General features: G+C 41.0%; 24 protein-coding genes. 14 read left to right on the top strand and 10 right to left on the bottom strand.

Annotated features, from left to right (window positions below):
* Nucleotides 1-3: 3 nt before the first annotated feature.
* The 7 genes from H7U01_RS05925 to H7U01_RS05955 all read left to right on the top strand — a co-directional run bounded on the left by H7U01_RS05925 (nt 4) and on the right by H7U01_RS05955 (nt 7,007).
* Nucleotides 4-693 carry a response regulator transcription factor gene (locus H7U01_RS05925; RefSeq protein WP_002883757.1) on the top strand — a complete coding sequence of 230 codons (690 nt, stop codon included), beginning with the start codon at nt 4-6 and terminating at the stop codon, nt 691-693.
* Nucleotides 690-2,207, top strand: a complete 1,518-nt coding sequence (locus H7U01_RS05930; RefSeq protein WP_201041278.1) for a HAMP domain-containing histidine kinase — start codon at nt 690-692, stop codon at nt 2,205-2,207. Before H7U01_RS05925 ends, H7U01_RS05930 begins: the two co-directional genes overlap by 4 nt.
* Before the next feature lie 133 nt (nt 2,208-2,340).
* Nucleotides 2,341-2,820, top strand: coding sequence for a transcriptional regulator NrdR (gene nrdR, locus H7U01_RS05935; protein ID WP_002883820.1), 480 nt, complete (start codon nt 2,341-2,343; stop codon nt 2,818-2,820).
* Entirely contained in the window at nt 2,817-3,992 is a 1,176-nt protein-coding gene (locus H7U01_RS05940; protein ID WP_045771723.1) for a DnaD domain protein, read from the top strand. The genes nrdR and H7U01_RS05940 overlap by 4 nt, the downstream gene beginning before the upstream one ends.
* A gap of 3 nt (nt 3,993-3,995) precedes the next feature.
* Complete coding sequence (dnaI, locus tag H7U01_RS05945) at nt 3,996-4,898, top strand: primosomal protein DnaI (RefSeq protein ID WP_002883792.1); 903 nt, start codon at nt 3,996-3,998, stop codon at nt 4,896-4,898.
* 104 nt (nt 4,899-5,002) lie between these two features.
* Nucleotides 5,003-6,313, top strand: coding sequence for a ribosome biogenesis GTPase Der (gene der / locus H7U01_RS05950; protein ID WP_002886596.1), 1,311 nt, complete (start codon nt 5,003-5,005; stop codon nt 6,311-6,313).
* Nucleotides 6,314-6,377: 64 nt separating this feature from the next.
* Nucleotides 6,378-7,007 (top strand): hypothetical protein, encoded by a 630-nt coding sequence (locus H7U01_RS05955; protein ID WP_021143564.1) that lies wholly within the window; start codon nt 6,378-6,380, stop codon nt 7,005-7,007.
* Nucleotides 7,008-7,041: 34 nt separating this feature from the next.
* Here the strand turns inward: H7U01_RS05955 and serS are convergent, their stop codons facing one another.
* From serS to H7U01_RS06000, 9 genes are all read right to left on the bottom strand, one after another.
* The gene (gene serS, locus H7U01_RS05960) at nt 7,042-8,319 is read right to left on the bottom strand and encodes a serine--tRNA ligase (RefSeq protein WP_021143565.1); all 1,278 of its coding nucleotides are present in this window, start codon (nt 8,317-8,319) and stop codon (nt 7,042-7,044) included.
* Nucleotides 8,320-8,528: 209 nt separating this feature from the next.
* A complete protein-coding gene (locus H7U01_RS05965; RefSeq protein WP_107372536.1) occupies nt 8,529-8,903 on the bottom strand; it encodes a DUF956 family protein in 375 nt (124 codons plus the stop codon).
* Nucleotides 8,904-8,981: 78 nt separating this feature from the next.
* A complete protein-coding gene (locus H7U01_RS05970; RefSeq protein ID WP_107372538.1) occupies nt 8,982-9,893 on the bottom strand; it encodes a PTS system mannose/fructose/sorbose family transporter subunit IID in 912 nt (303 codons plus the stop codon).
* A 14-nt stretch (nt 9,894-9,907) separates the two neighbouring features.
* Nucleotides 9,908-10,723, bottom strand: a complete 816-nt coding sequence (locus H7U01_RS05975) for a PTS mannose/fructose/sorbose transporter subunit IIC (protein ID WP_107372540.1) — start codon at nt 10,721-10,723, stop codon at nt 9,908-9,910.
* A 67-nt stretch (nt 10,724-10,790) separates the two neighbouring features.
* Nucleotides 10,791-11,783, bottom strand: a complete 993-nt coding sequence (locus H7U01_RS05980) for a PTS sugar transporter subunit IIB (RefSeq protein WP_201041279.1) — start codon at nt 11,781-11,783, stop codon at nt 10,791-10,793.
* A gap of 266 nt (nt 11,784-12,049) precedes the next feature.
* Nucleotides 12,050-12,436: a DUF956 family protein gene (locus H7U01_RS05985; RefSeq protein WP_201041280.1), complete on the bottom strand. Its 387-nt coding sequence runs from the start codon at nt 12,434-12,436 to the stop codon at nt 12,050-12,052.
* A gap of 12 nt (nt 12,437-12,448) precedes the next feature.
* Entirely contained in the window at nt 12,449-13,363 is a 915-nt protein-coding gene (locus H7U01_RS05990) for a PTS system mannose/fructose/sorbose family transporter subunit IID (protein WP_002889984.1), read from the bottom strand.
* A gap of 15 nt (nt 13,364-13,378) precedes the next feature.
* Nucleotides 13,379-14,179: a PTS mannose/fructose/sorbose transporter subunit IIC gene (locus tag H7U01_RS05995; protein WP_002886606.1), complete on the bottom strand. Its 801-nt coding sequence runs from the start codon at nt 14,177-14,179 to the stop codon at nt 13,379-13,381.
* Nucleotides 14,180-14,196: 17 nt separating this feature from the next.
* On the bottom strand, nt 14,197-15,204 hold the full coding sequence (locus H7U01_RS06000) for a PTS sugar transporter subunit IIB (protein ID WP_021143568.1): 1,008 nt from the start codon (nt 15,202-15,204) through the stop codon (nt 14,197-14,199).
* Nucleotides 15,205-15,582: 378 nt separating this feature from the next.
* Here H7U01_RS06000 and H7U01_RS06005 point away from each other — a divergent pair, with 378 nt between their 5' ends.
* Nucleotides 15,583-16,314 carry a cyclase family protein gene (locus tag H7U01_RS06005; protein ID WP_110980904.1) on the top strand — a complete coding sequence of 244 codons (732 nt, stop codon included), beginning with the start codon at nt 15,583-15,585 and terminating at the stop codon, nt 16,312-16,314.
* A gap of 44 nt (nt 16,315-16,358) precedes the next feature.
* On the opposite strand, the gene H7U01_RS06010 is transcribed toward H7U01_RS06005, so the two are convergent.
* Nucleotides 16,359-17,171 carry a Cof-type HAD-IIB family hydrolase gene (locus H7U01_RS06010; protein ID WP_014633905.1) on the bottom strand — a complete coding sequence of 271 codons (813 nt, stop codon included), beginning with the start codon at nt 17,169-17,171 and terminating at the stop codon, nt 16,359-16,361.
* Between the two features lie 208 nt (nt 17,172-17,379).
* On the opposite strand from H7U01_RS06010, the gene H7U01_RS06015 reads away from it, so the two are divergent.
* The 6 genes from H7U01_RS06015 (at nt 17,380) to nusA (ending at nt 23,185) form a co-directional block, all read left to right on the top strand.
* Nucleotides 17,380-18,801: an NCS2 family permease gene (locus H7U01_RS06015; RefSeq protein ID WP_002883789.1), complete on the top strand. Its 1,422-nt coding sequence runs from the start codon at nt 17,380-17,382 to the stop codon at nt 18,799-18,801.
* 273 nt (nt 18,802-19,074) lie between these two features.
* Nucleotides 19,075-19,518 carry a tRNA (adenosine(37)-N6)-threonylcarbamoyltransferase complex ATPase subunit type 1 TsaE gene (gene tsaE / locus H7U01_RS06020; protein WP_002889989.1) on the top strand — a complete coding sequence of 148 codons (444 nt, stop codon included), beginning with the start codon at nt 19,075-19,077 and terminating at the stop codon, nt 19,516-19,518.
* Complete coding sequence (locus H7U01_RS06025) at nt 19,511-20,032, top strand: GNAT family N-acetyltransferase (RefSeq protein WP_021143570.1); 522 nt, start codon at nt 19,511-19,513, stop codon at nt 20,030-20,032. The genes tsaE and H7U01_RS06025 overlap by 8 nt, the downstream gene beginning before the upstream one ends.
* A gap of 8 nt (nt 20,033-20,040) precedes the next feature.
* Nucleotides 20,041-21,294: a biofilm formation/cell division transcriptional regulator BrpA gene (brpA, locus tag H7U01_RS06030; RefSeq protein WP_014633909.1), complete on the top strand. Its 1,254-nt coding sequence runs from the start codon at nt 20,041-20,043 to the stop codon at nt 21,292-21,294.
* A 152-nt stretch (nt 21,295-21,446) separates the two neighbouring features.
* Nucleotides 21,447-21,920: a ribosome maturation factor RimP gene (rimP, locus tag H7U01_RS06035; protein ID WP_002883745.1), complete on the top strand. Its 474-nt coding sequence runs from the start codon at nt 21,447-21,449 to the stop codon at nt 21,918-21,920.
* Nucleotides 21,921-21,985: 65 nt separating this feature from the next.
* Nucleotides 21,986-23,185, top strand: coding sequence for a transcription termination factor NusA (gene nusA / locus H7U01_RS06040; RefSeq protein WP_002883755.1), 1,200 nt, complete (start codon nt 21,986-21,988; stop codon nt 23,183-23,185).
* Nucleotides 23,186-23,190 lie beyond the last annotated feature (5 nt).

A 23,190-nucleotide genomic window follows, 5' to 3' on the forward strand; every position in this document is an offset into this window, starting at 1 on the left:
ATTATGAGCAAACGCATTTTGATTGTTGAAGATGAGAAAAACCTTGCTCGTTTTGTCTCTCTTGAACTTCAACACGAAGGATACGACGTTGTGACAGCAGACAACGGACGTGAAGGACTTGAAATGGCACTCGAGAAAGATTTCGATCTTATTCTCTTGGACCTTATGTTGCCTGAGATGGACGGTTTTGAAGTAACACGTCGTCTCCAACAAGAAAAAGATACTTATATTATGATGATGACAGCCCGCGATTCAATCATGGACATTGTTGCTGGTTTGGACCGTGGTGCTGATGACTATATTGTAAAACCTTTTGCGATTGAAGAACTATTGGCACGTATTCGTGCAACCTTCCGTCGCCAAGATATCGAAGCTGCTAAGAATGCACCAGCTAAAGCGTCAACTTATCGTGATTTGAAATTGGATGTTCAAAACCGTACAGTTGTTCGTGGTGATGAAGCAATTCCATTGACAAAACGTGAGTTTGATTTGTTGAACACACTTTTGAGCAATATGAACCAAGTGATGACCCGTGAGGAACTCTTGCTTCAAGTTTGGAAATATGATGACGCAATCGAAACAAACGTTGTAGATGTTTATATTCGTTACTTGCGTGGAAAAATCGATGTTCCAGGTAAGGAATCATACATTCAAACAGTGCGAGGAATGGGTTACGTTATCCGTGAAAAATGAGTAAATTACAAGATAAATTATTTGGTAAAGTAACCATTAGAAAAAAGTTGACCATGACAACTGCTGTGGTCTTCTTTCTTGTATTGTCGATGTTCACTCTGGTTGTTGTTTTCTCGGCCAATACGCTTCTTTTGCAACGTGAACGTCAAAATGTAAATAACACAATTTCGAAAGTTGTTACTTATATCGAAAAGGACTGGGATTCTGATGAAGAGTTGAGTCCAGAACCGCTTTTAGCGGCCCTTTATTCGCCTAAAAATATCTATGCATCAATCATTAATGGTGTGCTTTCTGAAAAGCACTCTTTGGATGGTCAAGTTGCAATTTCTAATAAATTATTTTCTAACCAATCTGTTTTTGTTTATGACAAAAAGGGAACGTTTATCTTTACTTCTGAGGAAAACACAGACTCTCCTCCAGGCATGTCTGAAGTAAACAAACTGAAGTCAGTGTCCTATAAAGGAAAGCGAGGTTTCTTACTACAAGTTCCAATTTACGGTAAGGATAAAAAGACCATCGTTGGTTATGCCCAGATTTTCCATGATTTGGAATTCTACTATGCTCTGAAAGAGCGTTTGATTTTCTTATTGATTTTCCTAGAAGTGGGGATGACGGTTCTAGTTATCGCAGCAACTGTGGTTGTCTTGACATCTATTCTTCGTCCGATGAGACAGTTGCACGAAACGATGGGAGTTATCACCGATTCGCCAAGTGATTTGGAACTTCGTTCTAAGATTGAAAGTCACGATGAAATTGGTGATTTGGCGGTTAACTTTAACCGTATGATGGATAAAATCCAAGAAAATAATCAGATGCAGATGCGTTTCTTGAGTGACGTCAGTCATGAATTACGTACGCCGATTGCGGTTATCAAGGGCCATATGGACCTCTTGCAACGTTGGGGTAAAAATGACCCTGAGATTCTTGAGGAGAGTCTTGAGGCTGCAAGTCACGAGGCCAACCGTATGACGATTATGATTAATGATATGTTGGATTCTATCCGTGTCAAAGGATCATTTGAAAATCATAGAAATGATACGTGTGATTTGAATTCTTCAATCCGTACGGTTATTGGTAACTTCCGTGTCTTGCATGAAGATTACCAATTCTATCTCAATGATTTTGAGAGCTCAGAGCGTCCAGCACAGATTTACAGCCAACACTTTGAACAGGCGATTACTATTTTGATTGATAATGCGGTCAAGTATTCTCCTGTTAACAAGGAAATCCAGGTTACAATTAAGGCTCTGGAAGATGAGATGTTGGTCCAAGTGCAAGATAATGGTGAAGGAATCTCTAAAGAAGATATTGAGCATATCTTTGAGCGCTTCTACCGTTCAGATAAGGCACGTAATCGTACGACAACGCAATCTGGTGTTGGTATTGGTTTGTCAATCCTTTACCAAATTGTGGAAGCTTATCGCTGCCGTATCGATGTTAGTTCTGAACTTGGTGTTGGAACACGTTTCGACCTTTACATTCCATTTGCAGATGGAGAAACGACGACACCTTAACTTGAGCTTTAATTCAATTTATAAGAGACTTAGAGTGATTTTTGGTCATGAGCACGCCTCGTTTAGGGCGTGCTTTTTATGTGTTTTTATGGTAAAATAGAGTACCGAATTTCAAAGATTGGTGGTGAAGTGCATGCGTTGTCCAAAATGTCAACATAATAAATCTAGTGTTATCGATAGTCGTCAGGCAGAGGATGGGAATACCATTCGTCGGCGTCGTGAGTGTGATTCTTGTCATGCTCGTTTTACAACATTTGAGCGTGTGGAAGAAGTTCCACTTTTGGTTGTCAAAAAAGACGGTACTCGTGAACAATTCTCTCGCGATAAGATTTTCAATGGTATCTTGATGAGTGCTCAGAAGCGTCCGGTTTCTAGTGAGGATATCGAAAATGCCATCACCCGAATTGAGCAAAACATTCGCCGTAACCATGATGGAGAGGTTGATAGTGATGTCATTGGGAATTTAGTGATGAAAGAACTTGCTGACCTTGATGAAATTACTTATGTACGTTTTGCCAGTGTCTACCGTTCTTTCAAAGATGTTGATGAGATTGAAGAGTTGCTTCAAGAGATCACCAAAACTGTACGTGCGAAAAAAGAGTCTAAAAAATGAGACCTATTGAAGAATTTGTCTATGTTGGCAATCAGGTTATCGTTCCCGATCAGGCAAGTTTGATGCGTTGCTATTATCCCATTATTGGGAGTGAAGGATACGCTCTCTACCAGTATTTCGTGGCTTTTTATGACAATGGTAATCACCGCCATAAGTTTGCGGCTATTCTGAACCATCTTAACTTTGGAATGCAGCCCCTTCAGGAAGCACTGGCGGTTCTGACAGCAGTAGATCTCTTGGCCTTTTACCAGTCACCTCAAGGGTTTTATGTTATAGAGCTTAAGTCTCCCTTATCAATTGAGCAGTTTCTAAAACATGCCGTTTATAGTTCACTTCTCGAGCAAAAGATTAGTGAACCAGCAGTAGATGCTTTGAAACCGGCAGGTCTACAAGGCTTGCAAGATTTATCTAAACGTTTTTCGGATGTCTTTACCGATGAGCGTTTGGCTCAAAAGTCTGTGTCTGAAATCAAGCCTAAAAATTCGTTTGATTTAAGCAGTTTCAGGAATCGTATGCAGGCTGACGGACTTGTATTTACAGATGAAAAGACAGATGTGCCAGAAATCTATAAATTGTCTGAAACTCATGGCATGAATTGGTATGATACCTATCTCTTAGCGAAAAAGACAGCCGTGAACCACCAGATTATTGTCAAGCGTATGCAGGTGCAATTAGAACAGGCTCAAGCTCAAACATTGGGTGGTGATTCTGCTTTGACGGAGACGGAGAAAAAGATTCTTAAAGCGGTTAGGTCCGAAAAGCCTATAGATTACTTGCAAAGTGCTAAAGGCCCAAGCGGGACTGTGACTAATTCTGAGAAGCAGATTCTCACGGATTTGGCACAAAGAGGCTTTATGGATGAGGTAATTAACCTCATGGTTGCCTACAGTTTGGGACGGACACGTTCAACGAATGTAAATCGAGAGTATATCTCTAAACTTGCCAACGATTTTGCCTTTAAGAATATCGTCACTGCTGAACAGGGGCTTTTAGCTTTGCGTAGTGGTTACGATAAGAAATCACAGCAAGCAAAAGCTGATTCTAAGAAGAAAACAAATGTGCCGAGCTGGAGTAATCCAGATTATGATAATCAAACCAGTCAGGCTGATCAGGCCAAGTTGGATGAAATTAGACGTCGAGCTTTGGCAAAACTAGAAAAAGGAAAGGAGTAGCCTATGGAAAGAGTTGGACAAACCCTAAACCGAACAGGGCATCATGGGTCTGGCAATGCAACAGATTTAACGAAGCAAATTTTAGCGGATCCAAGAGTGGCTAGCTTTATTCAAGAGCATAGCCTAAGCCAGGATGAAATCAAGCGTAGTCTTCCTAAGTTTAATCAATTCCTGGTGGAATGCCGTAAGGTAAAGGAAGGTGATGCCTCGTATATTGCCAAAGGGTATGAACCGATTCTGACCATGAATGAAGGCTACGCTGATGTCACCTATAAGGAGACGCGTCAGCTCAAAGAGCAACAAGAACAGCAGGCTATTGCTAAACGGATTAATTTGGTGAGTCTGCCTCAGTCTTATCGTAAGATTACCTTTGCGGACATTGCTCTAGATGATGTGGCTCGTGTTGATACCTTTGAGAGTCTCGTGGATTTTGTGGCGAATTACCCTAGTCCAGACCAGAAAGGCCTTTATATCTACGGAGACATGGGGGTTGGAAAATCCTTCATGTTGGCTGCTATGGCTCATGAACTTTCAGAGACCAAGAAGGTTGCGACGACCATTATTCATTACCCATCATTTACTATTGATGTTAAAAATGGAATCAAGGATGGTTCTGTCAAGGAGCAAATTGATGCTGTCAAACAGGCGGAAGTTTTGGTTCTAGATGATATTGGTGCAGAACAATTCTCTTCTTGGATTAGGGATGATGTTTTGCAAGTTATCCTCCAGCATCGCATGATTGAGGAGCTGCCTACCTTCTTTACGTCTAACTATAGTTTTGCGGATTTAGAAGCTAAGCTATCCAATGGACGTCAAGGAGACGAGACTTGGCAGGCCAAACGTGTGATGGAGCGTATCCGTTTTCTTGCCAAAGAGGTTCACTTGAAGGGTGTTAATCGCCGTTAGGGTGATCCTAATAATGATAAAGAATAAGAGAGTTTGCTTTCCTTGGTGGAAGTGAGACTGCTAAATGAAGAAAGGAATCCCTATTTAATCAGGGACTTAAACATATGACATTACCTACAGTTGCTATCGTGGGTCGCCCAAACGTTGGGAAATCGACCCTATTTAACCGAATTGCGGGTGAACGTATCTCTATCGTCGAAGACGTTGAAGGGGTAACACGTGACCGTATTTATACCTCTGCTGAATGGCTTAATCGCCAGTTTAGCTTAATTGATACAGGTGGTATTGATGATGTTGATGCACCATTTATGGAACAAATTAAGCACCAAGCTGACATTGCCATGACTGAAGCTGACGTTATTGTCTTTGTCGTTTCAGGTAAGGAAGGCGTGACAGATGCGGACGAGTACGTTGCTCGTATTCTCTATAAGACCAACAAGCCTGTTATCTTGGCGGTAAATAAAGTGGATAACCCTGAGATGCGTGCAGATATCTATGATTTTTATTCTCTTGGACTTGGTGATCCTTATCCAGTTTCATCTGTTCACGGTATCGGTACAGGGGATGTTCTCGATGCTATCGTTGAAAACCTCCCAACAGAAGTTGAAGAAGAAAATCCAGATATCATTCGTTTTAGTTTGATTGGACGTCCAAACGTCGGAAAATCAAGCTTGATTAACGCCATTTTGGGTGAGGACCGAGTGATTGCCAGCCCGATTGCTGGTACTACTCGAGATGCCATTGATACAAACTTTGTGGACAGTGAAGGTCAAGAGTATACCATGATTGACACCGCTGGTATGCGTAAATCTGGTAAGGTTTATGAAAACACAGAAAAATACTCTGTCATGCGTTCAATGCGTGCCATTGACCGTTCTGATATCGTCCTTATGGTTATCAATGCCGAAGAAGGTATCCGTGAGTATGATAAGCGTATTGCTGGTTTTGCCCATGAAGCTGGTAAAGGGATTATCATCGTAGTTAACAAATGGGATACGATTAAGAAAGACAATCATACCGTTGCTAACTGGGAAGCAGATATCCGTGATCAGTTCCAATTTTTGAGCTATGCACCAATTATCTTTGTATCGGCTGAGACGAAACAACGTCTTAACAAGTTGCCAGAGATGATTAAACGCATCAGTGAGAGTCAGAACCGTCGTATTTCATCAGCTGTTTTGAATGATGTTATCATGGATGCCATTGCCATCAACCCAACACCAACTGACAAAGGAAAACGCCTTAAGATTTTCTATGGCACACAAGTTTCGGTTAAACCACCAACATTTGTTATCTTTGTCAATGAAGAAGAGCTTATGCACTTCTCATACATGCGTTTCTTGGAAAATCAAATTCGTCAAGCCTTTGGTTTTGAGGGAACACCAATCCATTTGATTGCTCGTAAACGTAAATAAAAAAAGAGACCAACCGGAATAGAATCGTTATGGGTTGGTCTTTTATCATTGTAAGGAGAAAACGATGTTAGAAAATATTCAATCTTATTTATCTAAACAAGGGGTTAAGTATATCAAACCTGAAAAAGCGGGCCCACATAAGGAAGAGATGGAAGACCTCAAGGCACTTGGTCAAGCAGCTCGTAAGGAGATGCAGGCTTTAGCAAAACTTCTAGAGGAGCGTTTGGCACCCTTTAAGATGGATCGTGTCAGTAATTGGGCTAATCAAGCACAAATATGCCGGCCACACTTTTGGTGCTATTACAGGGCCCCTGAGGATAGTTTAGACGATGTTGCCATGGCGATTCGACTTTATGGTCAGCCTGAAAAATGGGGGATTTCAGTAGAAGTTAGCTTTGTCGAACGTAAAAAATCAGATACCACTCTAGCTAAGCAACATAAGGTCCTAGACTTACCGATTGCACCCTCTCTATACTATTTTGCCCAGGAAAATGGTGTTAGTCATCGTGTGGAAGGAACTGAAGAGAATCGCCAGATGCTTAAAGAAGCAGTTAGAGATGGTCGTGTTCGTAAGGTCTTGGTCAAGTATGATGTCCCTGTGACTGCTAGTGAAACAATGGAAGAGTTGGTAGAAGAACTCGCTGATGGATTCTATAAGTTGAAACCATACTACGAGGAAGCTAATCAAAACTAAAAAAATCTCCAGTTTTTCTGGAGATTTCTCTTATTTATTTTGGTGAAATCACTTCAGCACCACCCATGTAAGGACGAAGAACTTCAGGGATAGTTACTGAACCATCTTCGTTTTGGTAGTTTTCAAGGATAGCGGCTACTGTACGTCCAACAGCAAGTCCTGAACCGTTAAGAGTGTGAAGAAGTTTTACCTTACCATCAGCTTCGTCACGGTAACGGATTTGTGCACGACGGGCTTGGAAATCTTCTGTGTTTGAACATGAAGAAATTTCGCGGTAAGTGTTTTGTGCTGGAATCCAAACTTCCAAGTCGTAAGTTTTCGCAGCTGAGAATCCCATATCGCCAGTACACAAAGTGATGACACGGTATGGCAAGTTAAGTTTTTGAAGGATGTTTTCAGCGTTAACTACCATTTTTTCCAACTCATCATATGAGTCCTCAGGTTTTGAGAATTTGACCATTTCAACCTTGTGGAATTGGTGAAGACGAATCAAACCACGTGTATCACGACCAGCTGAACCAGCTTCTGAACGGAATGAAGGGCTCATAGCTGTGAAGTAGATTGGCAATTCTTTACCGTCAAGGATTTCACCACGGTAGTAGTTTGTCAAAGGAACTTCAGCTGTTGGGATAAGGACATAGTCAGTACCGTCAAGCTCGAAAGTATCTTCTTTGAATTTTGGATATTGACCAGTACCGAACATTGAGTCGTGGTTAACCATGTAAGGTGTGATCATCTCAGTGTAACCTTCTTTAGCGTGCTCATCCAACATGAAGTTGTAGATTGCACGTTCCAATTTTGCTCCAAGTCCTTTGTAGAAGAGGAAGCGAGAACCAGTGACTTTAGCACCACGTTCCCAATCTAGGATACCAAGGTCTTCCCCAAGATCCCAGTGTGCTTTAACTTCAAAATCAAATTCACGAGGTGTTCCCCAACGACGAACTTCTACGTTTTCATCTTCGTCAGCACCTACTGGAACAGAGTCATTTGGTGTGTTTGGAAGTGTCACAACGATGGCATTAAGCTTTTCATCGATAGCAGCAAGTTCTGCATCAATTTCCTTAATTTCTGCAGAGACTTTTTGCATTGCTGCGATTTGTTCGGAAGCATCTTCTTTGTTACGCTTAGCTTGAGCGATACCATCTGAAGCAATGTTACGTTGAGCCTTGAGTTCTTCAGATTTGATAAGAAGTTCGCGACGTTTAACATCAAGCTCTTTGAGTTCATTTAAAGTTTCAGCAGCGACACCACGTGTAGCCAATTTTTCAGCAAGGGCATCGAAGTCGTTACGAATACGTTTTACATCTAACATAAGTTCCTCCAAAAAGTAAAACACTCCAGTGAAAGTGTTGGAGTGACATAGGCCACGGTTCCATCCAACTTCACAGGAGTGCACTTGTTTATGTTTTTAATTATTAGAAACGGTAGAATTTCGTAGGTTAACCCTACCTGCTCGCAGCAACCGCAGGCTTTCTGAAAGGATCTAGCTAGTACTTATCCGTCTGTTATATTATACAAAAATTATGATTTTTTGGCAAATAAACCTTTGAGTCGAGTGCCGATAGTTTGAATGAGAGTTGGCAACTTGACGACTTTTTCATTACCAAGATGTTCCCTAGCAATCTTTAGAATCTTTCCAGAATCTTTAGAAGCAAAGAGGAATTTGCTCTTGTCTGTTAAGATTTCAAAATGACGGCCGATTCTCTTTCCTGACACATTAGCACCAATTTGAGTGATGCTGGTCCAAGGAATTTGAATATATTGCTCGACATTGACATCTGGGTAGAATTCAAGAGCCACATCTCCGATTAGAAATTTACCGACCTTTCCTCCGATAGCCATGTAGGAAACACCCGTTGTATGCAATTCAACTGTTTTGTTTAATGATTGTGCCATATCTATCTCGCTTTTCGATTGTAATACTTTTATTATAGCATAAGAAAAGAGTTCAGCTTGGCTAAACTCTTACTCTTTTTACATAATTTTGAAGAAGCTTGCAATGATACCAACTACAAAGAGTCCGATAATGATTGTGATTGGTGAAACTTTCTTCTTAAGCAACCACATACATGCGAAAGTAAGGAGAAGTCCCATCAAACCTGGAATCAATGAATCCAATTGTTTTTGAAGGGTATCAACTTGAATCTTATCGAAGCTAAGTTTGTCATTAACTTGGCCGAGGATAGTCTTAAGTTGGTCACCACTAACATTTCCTTTAGGCCACTCGATATAGGCACCCTTAGACAAAACTTTACCTGGAAGGGTTACGATGAAGTTAATTGAAACCCAACGTTCAACCAAGACAGCCAAGATGAACATACCAAGGATTGAAGCCCCTTTAGTAATATCTTTCAAGATACCACCAGACATGTCTTTGGTAATTTCTGAACCTGCTTTGTAACCAAGTTCTTGAGTGTACCATAAGAAGGCCATACGGATAAGGTTCCAACCGATGAAGAAGATAAGTGGACCAGCAATGTTACCAGCTTGCGCCAATGATGCACCAAGGGCACCAAGGATTGGACGAACCGTGAACCAGAAGACAGGGTCACCGATACCGGCAAGAGGTCCCATCATACCGATTTTAACCCCTTGGATAGCTGCATCTTCGATTTCAGTACCATTGGCTTTTTCTTCTTCAAGAGCTAAGGTAACCCCCATGATAGGAGCAGCTACGTAAGGGTGAGTGTTGAAGAATTCCAAGTGACGTTTAAGAGCTGCGGCTTGGTCTTCTTTGTTAGTATAAAGTTTTTTGATAGCAGGAATGAGTGAGTAAGCCCAACCCAAGTTTTGCATACGTTCATAGTTCCATGAACCTTGCAAGAATTGTGAGCGCCACCAAACCTTTTTACGATCTGCTTGAGATAATTGAATTTTTTCAGCCATGAGAGCACCCCTTCCTAATAGTCTTCCAAGATATCGCCGATTGGGTCGCCTGAACCAGATGAAGTTCCGCCACCATTTCCGCCACCTTGTTTAGAAAGGTTGAGGTAGATGAAGGCAATAGCGACACCGATAGCACCAAGAGCGATAAGTGTCAAATTACTAATAGCTGCAAGCGCAAAACCAATGGCGAAGAATGGCCAAACTTCACGAGTAGCCATCATGTTGATAACCATGGCGTAACCAACGGCTACGACCATACCACCACCGACAACCATACCGTGGTTGAGCCAGTCAGGCATCTTGTCAAGGGCACCTTGAACAGCTTGAGCTGGGATGGCAAGAAGAAGGGCTGCTGGTATAGCAATACGCAAACCTTGAAGAAGGAGGGCTAGGTAGTGTGCACGTTCAACACCAGCGATGTTTCCGTTTTCTGCAGCTTTATCTGCGGCGTGAACAAGGGCAACTGATGCTGTACGAACAAGCATAGTTAGGAAGAGACCGGCAACCGCAAGTGGGATAGCTGTTGCAGTCGCAACACCGATACCTTCGGTTGTGAAGTTACCACCTTTAACCAAAATGATGGCAGCAGCAACAGAGGCGAGGGCAGCGTCAGGAGCGACAGCGGCACCGATATTAGCCCAAGCAAGGGCAATCATTTGAAGAGAACCACCAAGCATGATACCTGCAGTGAGGTTACCTGTAGCAGCACCGATAAGGGTACATGCAACAAGTGGTTGGTGGAATTGGAATTGGTCAAGGATACCTTCAAGACCAGCAAGGAAGGCAACAACTACGACCAAAATTGCAGAAATAATTGACATATCTGACATGGTAATAATTCCTTTTCTATTGAGTTGTGATTAGCTGAGTTTATCAACTAATTTATCCGGATGAAGATTATTGAACGTTAGCTTTCTTGATAAGGTCAAACAAGTCTTTCTTAGAATCGTTTGGAACCTTACGGACGTCAAATTCAACACCAAGGTCACGTAATTTTTCGAAGCAAGCAACATCGTCTTTGTCCATAGACAAAACGTTGTTAACCATTGTTTTACCAGTTGAGTGAGCCATAGAACCAACGTTAAGTTCTTTGATTGGCACGCCACCTTCGATAGCACGAAGTGCGTCTTGAACAGTTTCGAACAAGATAAGCGCGTGTGTGTTACCAAAACGTGGGTCTTTAGAAGCATCAATCAATTTTTGAATTGGAACAACGTTTGCTTTAACCCCATTTGGTGCTGCTTGTTTGATCAATTCTTTACGAAGCTCATCTTTAGCAACGTCGTCTGAAGCAACAATGATACGGTCTGCTTTAGAAGCAGGTGTCCAGTTAGTTGCTACCTGACCATGCAAGAGACGTGTGTCCAAACGTGCCAAGTTAATCTTGAGTTTACCATCTCCGATAACTGTCCCTTCTGGGATAGCTCCTTGAGGTGCTGCAGCTTCCACAGGAGCTGCAGTTGTTTCCTCAACTGGATTTAGCTCCTCTGGAAGTGCCTTGATACCACCCTTAGCTTCCGTGATGATATTAGCAGCAACTTGCTCTGCAGTAGCGTTAGCATCCATCATACGTTCAGTGTATGCTTGGATTAGCATTGGCAAGTTAAGTCCTGTGATGATAGCAATCTTGCGATCTGGATTTTCTCCAGCAATTCGGCTAGCTTGGTTAAATGGTGAACCAGACCAAAGGTCAGCCAAAACAAGAATTTCATCATCAGCATCGAATTGTGCAATGGCGTCGTTGAAGTGAGCGTACAAGTCATCAGGACCTTCACTTGGCATGAAAGTTACGACTTGAACTTTCTCTTGGTCTCCAAAAATCATAGAGCCTGATTGGTGGATTCCTTCAGCGAACTTACCATGGCTGGCAATAATAATACCGATACCCATTCGTGTTCTCCTCCTTATAAATTATTTTTTCCTAGGCTTAAAAAGACTATCTCCGATTTTTATCAAGACGCTAAAAAAAAGCGTCTCTCAATCTTTTTAAACATAAGAAATCAAGAACAATTATATTGTAAAACGCTTTCAAGTAAATGTCAATAGCTAGTGAGATAAAATTTCAAAAGAAGTCAATTTCTTTCAAAAATGAGCAAAATATTATAAAAAGATTGCCCAACCATTAGATCGAACAATCTTTTTATAATATTCGGAGATTATTTCTTCTTGACAATGAGTCGGAAAAGATTTTTAAATCCTTGTTTGAGGACAAAGAGAAAACTAGGTGCTTTTCTTAAACTTTCTCGAGGAATTCTTTTTTGAATTTCTTTCAAAGTTATTCGGCTTTTTCGACTGGCAAAACGGAAACGTCCATTTTGCTTAGTACGGATTTCAAAACGTGGGATGAACTTACCACCGAAGTAGACATCGGCAATCACATAAGTGACTTCATCCCAAGGAATTTGAACGTAATCTTGTAACTTCGTATCGTTGTAAAATTCGAAGGCCTTATCACCGACCATAATATTTCCGTAAATAGGCCCTTCACGAAACCAAGTTCCCTTAGTTGTGTGAGCCATTTCGGTATTGAGCGATTTAACCATACCTTGCTCCGATTAGAGTACACCAATAATGTGGAGCACAATAGCTAGAACAAAGATACCCAAGATGATAACGATTGGAGAAACTTTTCTCTTAAGAAGGTACATACAGAGGAAAGTCAAACCAAGGGCAGCAAGACCAGGAATCAATTGGTTCAAGTTATCTTGCAATGTTGTTACCTTGTTGGCTTCGAGTGATTTACCAGCAGCTTGTTCTAGGAAGGCTGCTTTAACACCGGCAATACCTTTTGGAAGTTTATCCCAATCGATATAAGCACCTTCTTGTTGTTTAACAACAGAGACAACTGGTGTGAAGGTAATGCTTACCCAACGTTGGATAAGAGAACCGATAACGAACATCCCCATCATTGATGCGCCACGAGTTACTTGTTGAAGAAGGTTACCTGACAAGTCGTCTGTAATCGCAGTACCAGCACGGTAACCGAATTCTTGAGTATACCATTTAACGGCGGCAACCATGACGTTCCAGAGAACGAAGAAGACGATTGGGCCTAGGACGTTACCTGAAACAGCCAAACCTGCTCCTAGTGAAAGGAAGATTGGACGAAGGGTAAACCAGAAGAGAGGATCACCGGCACCTGCAAGAGGTCCCATCATACCGACCTTAACCCCTGAGATAGCCGCATCATCGATCTCAGCACCGTTGGCACGTTCTTCTTCCAAGGCAAGCGTAACCCCAAAGATTGGGTTAGCCATGAAAGGTTGTGTATTAAAGAATTCCAAGTGACGCTTAAGGGCAGCAGCACGTTCTTCTTTAGTTTGATAAAGTTTTTTGATTGCAGGAATAAGGGTGTAGGCCACACCACCATTTTGCATACGTTCATAGTTGAATGAAGCTAAAAGGAAGTATGAGCGCAAGAAAGCTTTGAAACGATCTGCTTTTGTTAATTTAATTTTTGAATCAGCCATTTTCTTTCCTCCTAATTAAAAGTCTTCCAGAATTTCACCGAGGGGATCACCTGATCCTCCATCATTTGAAGAACCATTTGAACCACTAGCTTCAAGTGCAAGGTACATAACGGCAAGACAGAGACCGATGATACCCAAACTAATCAAGGTCAACTCTTTAAGGGCAGCCAAAGCAAAACCAAGGAAGAAGAATGGCCAAACTTCGCGACTAGACATCATGTTGATAACCATGGCATAACCAACGGCTACAACCATACCACCACCGATTGTCATACCTGATTTTAACCATTCAGGCATAGCTTCAAGACCAGATTGTACGAGGTGTGCAGGAATCAAGAGCAAGAGGAGGGCAGGGATAGCAACACGGAGACCTTGAAGGGCCATACCGATAAAGTGCCATCTTTCAACACCAGCGATATCAGCAGCTTCTGCACGGCTATCCATAATATGAGCGATGAAGACAGTTGCTGTACGGACAACCATTGTCAAGGCAAGACCGGCAACAGCCAAAGGCACCGCAAGGGCGATGGCAGGACCAATTCCTTTAGTTCCTTGACCACCCAAGATAAGGATAATTGTAGAAGCAACAGCGGCAAGTGAGGCATCTGGTGCCATGGCAGCACCAACGTTAGCCCATCCCATAGTAATCAACTGTAAGCTACCACCCAACATTACGCCGAGTTCGAGATGACCAGTAACAAGACCGATAAGGGAACAAGCCACAACTGGCTGGTATGTTTCGATTTGGTCGTTAACTGAGCTACAACCGATGATGAAAGCAACAATTACGACTAAAATAATTTGTACTAAACTCATTTATGCATCCTCCAAAATTATTTCTTCTCTGCTAATTTAGTTTCAGCTGACTTAATCAAGGCATCAACGTTTGCTGGGCTATCACTTGGTACCCCACGAACGTCAAATTTGACACCCAATGATTGCAACTCTTTGATAGCATCCACATCTGTTTGGTCAAATGAAAGAGCTTTAGTAACGTTGACTTTTCCTTCTTTATAAGCTGAAGAACCAAGGTTGATTTCTTTAACATCAACACCTGCTTTAACAGCAGCAAGAGCATCTTCAACAGATTCAAAGAGAAGCATAGCACGTGTATCACCAAAACGTGGGTCATTGTTTGCTTTAACCATGTTTTTAATTGGGATAACGTGAACTTGAACACCAGATGGAGCGGCTTGTTTAATCATGTTTGTACGAAGTTTATCATGACAAACAGTGTCTGAAACAACGATGATACGGTCTGGGTGAGTTGAGTGAGTCCAACCAGTCGCAACCTGACCGTGGAGGAGACGTGTGTCAACACGAGCCAAAACGTATTTGATTTTTCCATCACCAAGAACGGTTCCTTCAGGAATGGTACCTTTAGGAACAGAAGGCTTAGCGTCGGCTGGTTTAGTGTCTTCTTTAGGAATAAGGCCTTCTGGAAGGACTTTAACGCCTTCTTTTGTTTCCTTATAAATGTTAGCGACAATCTCTTCAACCCCAGCATCAGGAGCTACCATACGTTCCGTATATGCTTGGATAAGCATTGGCAAGTTGAGTCCTGTCACGATAACCATCTTGCGATCAGGATTTTCTTCCTTGATACGGCTTGCCTGGTTAAATGGTGACCCAGACCAAAGGTCTGCAAGGACAAGAATTTCGTCGTCAGCGTCAAATTGAGCGATGGCATCTTTGAAGTGAGCGTACAAGTCGTCAGGACCTTCATTTGGCATGAAAGTAACCACTTGAACTTTCTCTTGTTCACCAAAAATCATAGAACCTGATTGGTGAATACCTTCAGCGAATTTACCATGGCTAGCAATAATAATACCGATACCCATTAGTGTTCTTCCTCCTTTTATATATTGCTTCTTAGGAATAGAAAAATGATTATTGGTATTATCATTCATGACATGAAAATGACAACAATATTTTTTTAGTCCCTCGAAAATTAGAACAATCTAATTGTAAAACGTTATCATAGATTTGTCAATGCTTTTCGTAACAAAAGTGTCATAAAATTGAAAAAAATATCAAATTATCGCAAATATACTTTCTTTTCAGACAAAAAGAGTTAGATATAGTTTGAAGCTATATCTAACTAGAAGAAATGGGATTAAGAAAAAATGAGATAAATGCTTGTAATAGCTATTAATGGCTGCTATAATTTCTTCAATTAGCTATTTAAGGTTAAATCTATAAGAAAAGAGGACCTCCTTATGTCAGATTTACTAAGTATTTATAATGAATTGCAATCTAAGAAATGGGTTGACTTGACCCACAAAATTAATGCAGAAAGTCCACACTTTCCAGCTCTCCCAGCTTTGAAACAAGAAGACCTTTTCACATTAAAAGATGGTTTCCATGTTCAAAAATTTACAGTAGTTGGTCAATACGGAACGCATATTGATGCACCGATTCACTTTGTAGAAGGTGGTCGTTGGTTGGATGAGATTGCTCTCAAAGATCTTCTTTTACCACTCTATGTTATCGACAAGTCTAAAGAAGTTGCTGCGAATCCAAACTTTATCTTGAGCAAACAAGATATCTTAGACTTTGAAGCAGAGCATGGAAAAATTACTGAAAGGGCTTTTGTCGCTTTTCGTAGTGATTGGTCGAAGCGTTGGCCAAATCAAGATGCTATGCGTAACCTTGATGAAAATGGGATTCAACAAAGTCCAGGGTGGAGCCGAGAAGCTCTAGAATTCTTGATTCATGAACGCCATGTTAAGGCTGTCGGTCATGAAACCTTTGATACCGATGCGGGTATTCCAGCAGCAGAACATGGCTTGGTTAACGAATACTACCTTTTGGAACAAAACATTTATCAGGTAGAAGTCTTGAATCAATTGGATCAAGTTCCAGCTGTTGGTGCTTTGATTTCAATTGCATTTCCTCACTGGGACAAGGCGACAGGTTCCCCAGTGCGTGCAGTGGCTATTTTACCTTAATCAGAACAAAAGACACCGAAGAAATTTTCAGTGTCTTTTCTTGTTTATAAGAAGAGTTCCTGGAGTTTGCGAGCAACGCCATCCTCTTCATTAGTCCACTCAATTTGTTCGTTAGCGTGGGGGAGAAGAACAGAGCTAGCATTCTTCATGGCATAACCAGTTTTAGCAAGTTCCAACATCTCTGTGTCGTTGTGTTCGTCTCCAAAAGCAATCAGATCATCCGTTGATTTGCGCATGGCCTTAAGTAAGTAGTTTAGGGCGTAGGCCTTGTTTATGCCTTTAGGCGAAAATTCCAAGATATTAAGCGGGCCACCCCAAGAATCAACTTCAATTTCTTCCTTGAAGTCCTTCTTGATGTCATCGGCAAGTTGGTACTTATCCTCATGACGAGTTTGCATAAGGAGAGCGTTAGGGTTGCGCGTGATTTTAGTTGGTTCTAAACGCATAGCCTCAATAATTTTATCAACACCAAAGAGTTGTGGTTGGATACGCTCTGGGTGATTCATAGTGATATAGAAGTGTTTTCGATATTCACTAGCCAGAAAATCCATCTCTAATTCATCATGGCGTTGTAAGAGGCTAATCAGATATTTCTTATCTAATTTAACCGAATGCTCATAAGCCCAGTTTTGGTCTGGAAGATTGGTCAAGGAGCCGTTAAAGGTAATGAGTGGTGTTTCTAACCCTAGTGTTTTGTAATGGTCAATAGCCATACGATAAGGACGACCTGTAGCGATAACGACTTGGTGTCCTTTGTTTTGTACGTCTTTAATCGTTTTTTGTGTAAATTCTGAAATAGTTCCATCTGGGCGCAAGAGCGTTCCATCAAGATCTAGTGCAATCAATTTTTTTGTCATGTTCCTATTATAGCAAAAATCTGTCCTTTGTTGGTGATTAAGAAAGAGCTTTCTAAGAACGTTCGGTTTTTCATAAGAAAAGTCTCAGGAAATAAACCTTGCACCGTCAAATAATTTCATGTAGAATAGTAATGTTGCATTCTACGTGAGAATGTTCCGAAATTATTCGGATTTTGACAATATTTTTTATTAAGGAGTCTAAACTTTCATGGAAAAGTTTTTCAAATTGAAAGAACATGGTACTGATGTCCGTACAGAAGTGACTGCCGGATTGACAACTTTCTTTGCCATGTCTTACATCCTCTTTGTTAACCCAGCGATGTTGGCCCAAACAGGAATGCCTGCACAAGGTGTTTTCTTAGCAACAATTATTGGTGCGGTTGCAGGGACATTGATGATGGCCTTTTATGCCAACCTACCATACGCTCAAGCGCCTGGTATGGGGCTTAATGCCTTCTTCACCTACACAGTGGTCTTTTCTTTGGGTTACACTTGGCAAGAGGCCTTAGCAATGGTCTTTCTATGTGGTGTTATTTCATTGATCATCACGGTAACTAAAGTACGTAAGATGATTATTGAGTCTATTCCAACAGCTCTCAAATCTGCTATTTCAGCAGGTATCGGTGTTTTCCTTGCCTATGTTGGGATTAAAAATGCTGGTTTCTTGAAATTCTCAATTAATCCACATACCTACACTGTAGCAGGTAAAGGTGCTGACATGGCCAAGGCGTCAATTACAGCTTCATCGTCAGCTACACCAGGTTTGGTTGCCTTCAATAATCCAACTGTAATTGTAGGTTTGATTGGTCTTGCGATTGCGATTTTCTTTATTGTTAAAGGTATTCGTGGTGGAGTTCTTCTTTCAATCCTCGTAACGACTATCATTGCTATTTTTGCTGGTGTCGTTGATCTTGGAAGCATCGATTGGCACGCAGCTAGCTTGACATCATCTATTAAAGATCTTGGTCAGGTCTTTGGTGCAGCGCTTGGATCTAAGGGATTGGGATCACTCTTTGCAGACGTTTCTCGTTTGCCTGGTGTCTTTATGGCTATCCTTGCCTTCTCATTGACTGATATCTTCGATACTATCGGTACCTTAATCGGTACTGGTGAGAAGGTTGGTATCATTGCTTCAACAGGTGATAACAACGAATCAAAAGCTCTTGACCGTGCTCTTTACTCTGACCTTGTTGGTACAAGTATTGGTGCCATTGCAGGGACTTCAAACGTTACAACTTACGTTGAATCTGCAGCAGGTATTGGTGCTGGTGGACGTACTGGTTTGACAGCTCTTGTGGTTGCTGTACTCTTTGCCATTTCTAGTTTCTTTAGTCCAGTGGTGTCAATCGTTCCAAATGCGGCAACAGCGCCTATTCTTATTATTGTAGGTGTTATGATGCTCTCTAACCTTAAGAGTGTCGATTGGGAAGACTTGTCTGAAGCTATTCCTGCCTTCTTCACTTCTATTTTCATGGGATTCTCATATAGTATTACCTATGGTATCGCAGCTGGTTTCCTTACTTATACTTTGGTCAAAATCGTCAAAGGTCAAGCTAAGGATGTCCACTTTATTATGTGGATTTTGGATATCTTGTTTATCCTTAACTTCATCAGTATGGCTGTGTTCTAAAGCTTGAAAGTTAAAAGTCTGTATATTTGTCAGGCTTTTTCTTTTGCGATTTTATCTGGGGAATGTGAGAGAGTTTTTTTGATTAACTTTCAAATCTATAGTAAGTTTTACAAAACGATTTCTAATCTATGAGTGATTGATGTGGTTAAAATAAATTGAAGATTAAAATACATATCTTAACTTCTTACTTAAATGATTCAATATTTATAAGTTTCTACTGTATTTTTACAGTGGATTCTAGTCCATATTTTTATTTTTTGATATAATGAAAACATGATTTACAGTCAAAATGAAGAAGAATTGATTAGTATCGGCCAAAAGCTAGGTCGACTGCTCGATTCTGGAGATATAATTGTTCTCTCAGGGGATCTGGGAGCTGGCAAAACGACCTTGACTAAGGGAATTGCCAAAGGTTTGGATATTTCACAGATGATAAAGAGTCCAACCTATACTATTGTAAGGGAGTATGAGGGGCGACTGCCACTCTATCATTTAGATGTCTACCGCATTGGTGATGATCCAGATTCTATTGATTTAGATGATTTTCTGTATGGTGAAGGTGTGACAATCATCGAGTGGGGTGAGCTCCTAGATGAGAGTCTGTTAGGGGATTATCTCCTAATTTCGATATCTCATCATGGAGATGGACGTCAGTTGCTTTTTGAATCTTTCGGTCCTAGAAGTAAGGAGATTCAGGAGGAAATGATAAATGGCTGAGCAAGAATTAGTCATTGAGGAAGCTCAAAGAGAGGATGCTGCCTCTCTAGCTCGTTTACTAGAGACTGTAGCCTTGGAATCGGATTTTCTAGCACAAGATGATAGAAGTTCTATACTGAGTGCTGAACAGTTAGCCACTTATATTGAAAGTCATCAGCATAGGCTTAATGAGATTTGTTTGGTGGCGAAATTGGGTCATGAGGTCATTGGTGTTTGTAATGTTACCTCTGATCAAGATACTAAGACCAGTCATATTGGCGACGTATTTATTGCGGTTTCTAAACCCTACTGGGGGAATGGTGTTGGCCAGTTTCTTATGGAAACAATGATTGACTGGGCAGATCATACACCAACTATCCGCCGCTTAGAGTTGACGGTTCAAGCACGTAATAAACGGGCGGTTCATCTCTATCAAAAATTCGGATTTGACATTGAAGGCACTAAGAAACGTGGTGCAAGAACTAAAAATGGAGAATTTCTAGATGTTTACCTTATGGCTAAACTCATAGATTAGGAAAAAACATGAAACTTGGACGAAAAATTTTATTGATGTTGTTGGCGATTTTTGCAACGACAGTAGTAGCTGCTGGTATTTACCTAACGACAACTTATAATTACGCCACAGGCGAATTGTCAAAAACGTTTAGGGCTTCTAAAGCAACTTCAGGGAATAGTAAGGCTATTCAACAGACTAAGCCTATAACTATTCTCTTGATGGGGGTAGATACAGGATCCAAAGAACGTAAGGAAACCTGGGAAGGAAACTCTGATACCATGATTTTGGTAACAGTGAACCCTAAGACTAAGAAAACAACCATGACCAGTTTGGAACGTGACCTTTTGACAGATATTGAGGGGTCGGGTGAAGCAAAACTAAATTCAGCATATGCTGAGGGTGGTGCTGACTTGGCTATTTCAACCATTCAAAAGGTTTTAGATATTGATATTGACTATTATGCACTGATTAATATGCAGGGTATGATTGATTTGGTAGATGCTGTTGGTGGTATTGAGGTAACGAATCATTTTGATTTTCCAATTTCGATTGCAGAAAATGAACCTGAATTTCAGGCAAAAGTTGAGCCCGGAACCCATAAAATCAATGGTGAGCAAGCTTTAGTCTATTCACGTATGCGTTACGATGACCCTGATGGTGACTATGGTCGTCAAAAACGTCAACGTGAGGTTATTCAAAAGGTTGTAGCTAAGCTATTGAAGATGGACTCTATTGGTTCTTACAAGAAAATTTTGTCGGCTGTAAGTTCAAATGTTCAAACCAGTATCGATCTTGGTGATACCAATACTTTGCGTAGCTTGATGGGTTATAGTGATGCCCTTAAAAATATTAAGTCCTACCAATTGGCTGGTTCGGATGCCATGATCAATGGTGGAAGTTATCAAGTAGCTTCAACTGAGGATATTCTTAAGGTACAAAACCGTATTAAGAAGGAAGTCGGTAAGAAGAAAGTTTCTGAATCTAATCTTAAGACTAGTTTGGTTCTCTATGGTTCTGGTAGCTCTAACTATGGCTCAGATGATTTCGTTAATTCTAAAGGAAGTGCGGCTTCGAGTGAAGCTTCTTCAAATTATGAGGCTGGGACATCTGAGGCAGCTGGTGGTGGATCGGTAAGTACCTACAATGGAGGTACTACCTATAGCAATAACTATAGTGAAAACACAGGTAATTATGTTCAGGAACAAGGTACGACAACCCCTACATACAATAATAATGGATCGGGTGTAACTACTTATAGCACTGTTCCAGCGACGCAATAAATAAGGTTGGGTGATTCCCAACCTTTTTGTTATGAAATGATAGCAATATGGTTATTCCTTGCAATGGCTTTTGAGCTATGCTATAATATAGGAAAATAACGAAAGAGAGGCGGAGTAGAAACTTCGTCTCTTGTGTGTGTAAGGAGGTCATAATGTCGCAAAAAATTATTGATCTCGTGACGGCAGTCGTAGCTCCAGCTATTCCTGAGCCATACGAACTGGTCGATATCGAGTACGAAAAGCTTGGCGGTGACTATGTCTTGTCAGTTTTGATTGATAAGCCAGGAGGTATTACTGTAGAAGATACTGCAGACTTGACTGAAATTATCAGTCCCCTCTTGGATACTATTCAGCCTGATCCTTTCCCGGATCAATACATGCTGGAAGTTTCTAGTCCAGGGTTAGAGCGTCCCTTAAAAACCAAAGAAGCTTTGACAAATGCTGTTGGTCAGTATATCAATGTTAGTCTTTACAAGGCTATTGATAAGATCAAGATTTTCCAAGGTGACTTGGTGGCCTTTGATGGGGAAACCCTAACAATTGATTACCTTGATAAGACTCGCCATAAAACTGTTGAGATTCCCTATCAAACAGTTGCTAAAGCTCGTTTGGCAGTCAAACTCTAAAACTATTAGTGTAAATAAAGAAAGGATGCCAGTTTTGGCCTTTAGAGGTTAAAACAACAAAGAATATGAGCAAAGAAATGCTAGAAGCCTTCCGTGTCTTGGAAGAAGAAAAACACATTAACAAGGAAGACATCATTGATGCCGTGGTTGAATCGCTTAAGTCAGCCTACAAGCGTCGTTATGGTCAGTCAGAATCAGCTGTAGTTGAATTCAATGAAAAAACAGGTGATTTTCAAGTTTATACCGTTCGTGAAGTTGTAGACGAAGTCTTTGATAGTCGTTTGGAAATTAGCTTGAAAGATGCCCTTGCTATCAGCTCTGCTTACGAACTTGGCGATAAGATTCGTTTTGAAGAGTCAGTTGATGAATTTGGCCGTGTTGCAGCGCAATCTGCCAAACAAACCATTATGGAAAAGATGCGCAAGCAGATGCGTGAAATCACTTATAATGACTATAAGCAACATGAAGGTGAAATCATGCAAGGAACAGTTGAACGCTTTGACCAACGTTTCATTTATGTCAATCTTGGAACGCTCGAAGCTCAATTGTCACGCCAAGACCAAATTCCTGGCGAAAGCTTTAAGTCACACGACGTCATCGATGTTTATGTTTATAAAGTTGAAAACAACCCTAAGGGTGTTAACGTCTTTGTAAGCCGTAGCCATCCAGAATTCATCAAACGTATCATGGAACAAGAAATTCCTGAAGTATTTGATGGAACTGTAGAAATCATGAGCGTGTCTCGTGAAGCTGGTGATCGTACCAAAGTTGCTGTTCGCAGTCATAACCCTAACGTTGATGCTATTGGTACTATCGTTGGTCGTGGTGGAAGTAACATCAAGAAAGTTGTCAGCCGTTTCCACCCAACACGTTTGGATGCTAAGACAGGAATTGAAGTTCCTGTTGAGGAAAATATTGATGTTATTCAATGGGTTGAAGATCCAGCTGAATTTATCTACAATGCTATTGCACCGGCTGAAGTGGACTATGTTCTCTTTGACGAAGATGATAGCAAACGTGCGACAGTAGTTGTACCAGATAACAAATTATCTCTTGCAATTGGTCGTCGTGGACAAAACGTTCGTTTGGCAGCTCATTTGACTGGTTACCGTATTGACATCAAGTCAGCTTCTGAATATGAAGCACTCGAAGCTGAAAAAGCTGAGGCTGCTACTGAGGAAGTTGTTGACGAGATTGTTGCAGAAGATGCTACACCTGTTGAAGTCACAACAGAAGAAGTAATTGAAACAACAGAAGCAGAATAAGAAGA

The organism is Streptococcus sp. 21.1, from assembly GCF_016648635.1.
Taxonomy (GTDB): domain Bacteria; phylum Bacillota; class Bacilli; order Lactobacillales; family Streptococcaceae; genus Streptococcus.

Excerpts from the sequence above, each read along its gene's own strand:
- H7U01_RS05970 (WP_107372538.1), bottom strand. The coding sequence starts at position 9,893 with ATGGCTGAAAAAATTCAATTATCTCAAGCAGATCGTAAAAAGGTTTGG.
- brpA (WP_014633909.1), top strand. The coding sequence starts at position 20,041 with ATGAAACTTGGACGAAAAATTTTATTGATGTTGTTGGCGATTTTTGCA.
- der (WP_002886596.1), top strand. The coding sequence starts at position 5,003 with ATGACATTACCTACAGTTGCTATCGTGGGTCGCCCAAACGTTGGGAAA.
- H7U01_RS06025 (WP_021143570.1), top strand. The coding sequence starts at position 19,511 with ATGGCTGAGCAAGAATTAGTCATTGAGGAAGCTCAAAGAGAGGATGCT.
- H7U01_RS05925 (WP_002883757.1), top strand. The coding sequence starts at position 4 with ATGAGCAAACGCATTTTGATTGTTGAAGATGAGAAAAACCTTGCTCGT.
- tsaE (WP_002889989.1), top strand. The coding sequence starts at position 19,075 with ATGATTTACAGTCAAAATGAAGAAGAATTGATTAGTATCGGCCAAAAG.
- dnaI (WP_002883792.1), top strand. The coding sequence starts at position 3,996 with ATGGAAAGAGTTGGACAAACCCTAAACCGAACAGGGCATCATGGGTCT.
- H7U01_RS06010 (WP_014633905.1), bottom strand. The coding sequence starts at position 17,171 with ATGACAAAAAAATTGATTGCACTAGATCTTGATGGAACGCTCTTGCGC.
- rimP (WP_002883745.1), top strand. The coding sequence starts at position 21,447 with ATGTCGCAAAAAATTATTGATCTCGTGACGGCAGTCGTAGCTCCAGCT.
- H7U01_RS05940 (WP_045771723.1), top strand. The coding sequence starts at position 2,817 with ATGAGACCTATTGAAGAATTTGTCTATGTTGGCAATCAGGTTATCGTT.
- H7U01_RS05980 (WP_201041279.1), bottom strand. The coding sequence starts at position 11,783 with ATGGGTATCGGTATTATTATTGCCAGCCATGGTAAGTTCGCTGAAGGA.
- H7U01_RS05985 (WP_201041280.1), bottom strand. The coding sequence starts at position 12,436 with ATGGTTAAATCGCTCAATACCGAAATGGCTCACACAACTAAGGGAACT.
- H7U01_RS05990 (WP_002889984.1), bottom strand. The coding sequence starts at position 13,363 with ATGGCTGATTCAAAAATTAAATTAACAAAAGCAGATCGTTTCAAAGCT.
- H7U01_RS05975 (WP_107372540.1), bottom strand. The coding sequence starts at position 10,723 with ATGTCAGATATGTCAATTATTTCTGCAATTTTGGTCGTAGTTGTTGCC.
- H7U01_RS06000 (WP_021143568.1), bottom strand. The coding sequence starts at position 15,204 with ATGGGTATCGGTATTATTATTGCTAGCCATGGTAAATTCGCTGAAGGT.
- H7U01_RS05930 (WP_201041278.1), top strand. The coding sequence starts at position 690 with ATGAGTAAATTACAAGATAAATTATTTGGTAAAGTAACCATTAGAAAA.
- H7U01_RS06005 (WP_110980904.1), top strand. The coding sequence starts at position 15,583 with ATGTCAGATTTACTAAGTATTTATAATGAATTGCAATCTAAGAAATGG.
- nusA (WP_002883755.1), top strand. The coding sequence starts at position 21,986 with ATGAGCAAAGAAATGCTAGAAGCCTTCCGTGTCTTGGAAGAAGAAAAA.
- H7U01_RS06015 (WP_002883789.1), top strand. The coding sequence starts at position 17,380 with ATGGAAAAGTTTTTCAAATTGAAAGAACATGGTACTGATGTCCGTACA.
- serS (WP_021143565.1), bottom strand. The coding sequence starts at position 8,319 with ATGTTAGATGTAAAACGTATTCGTAACGACTTCGATGCCCTTGCTGAA.
- H7U01_RS05995 (WP_002886606.1), bottom strand. The coding sequence starts at position 14,179 with ATGAGTTTAGTACAAATTATTTTAGTCGTAATTGTTGCTTTCATCATC.
- nrdR (WP_002883820.1), top strand. The coding sequence starts at position 2,341 with ATGCGTTGTCCAAAATGTCAACATAATAAATCTAGTGTTATCGATAGT.
- H7U01_RS05955 (WP_021143564.1), top strand. The coding sequence starts at position 6,378 with ATGTTAGAAAATATTCAATCTTATTTATCTAAACAAGGGGTTAAGTAT.
- H7U01_RS05965 (WP_107372536.1), bottom strand. The coding sequence starts at position 8,903 with ATGGCACAATCATTAAACAAAACAGTTGAATTGCATACAACGGGTGTT.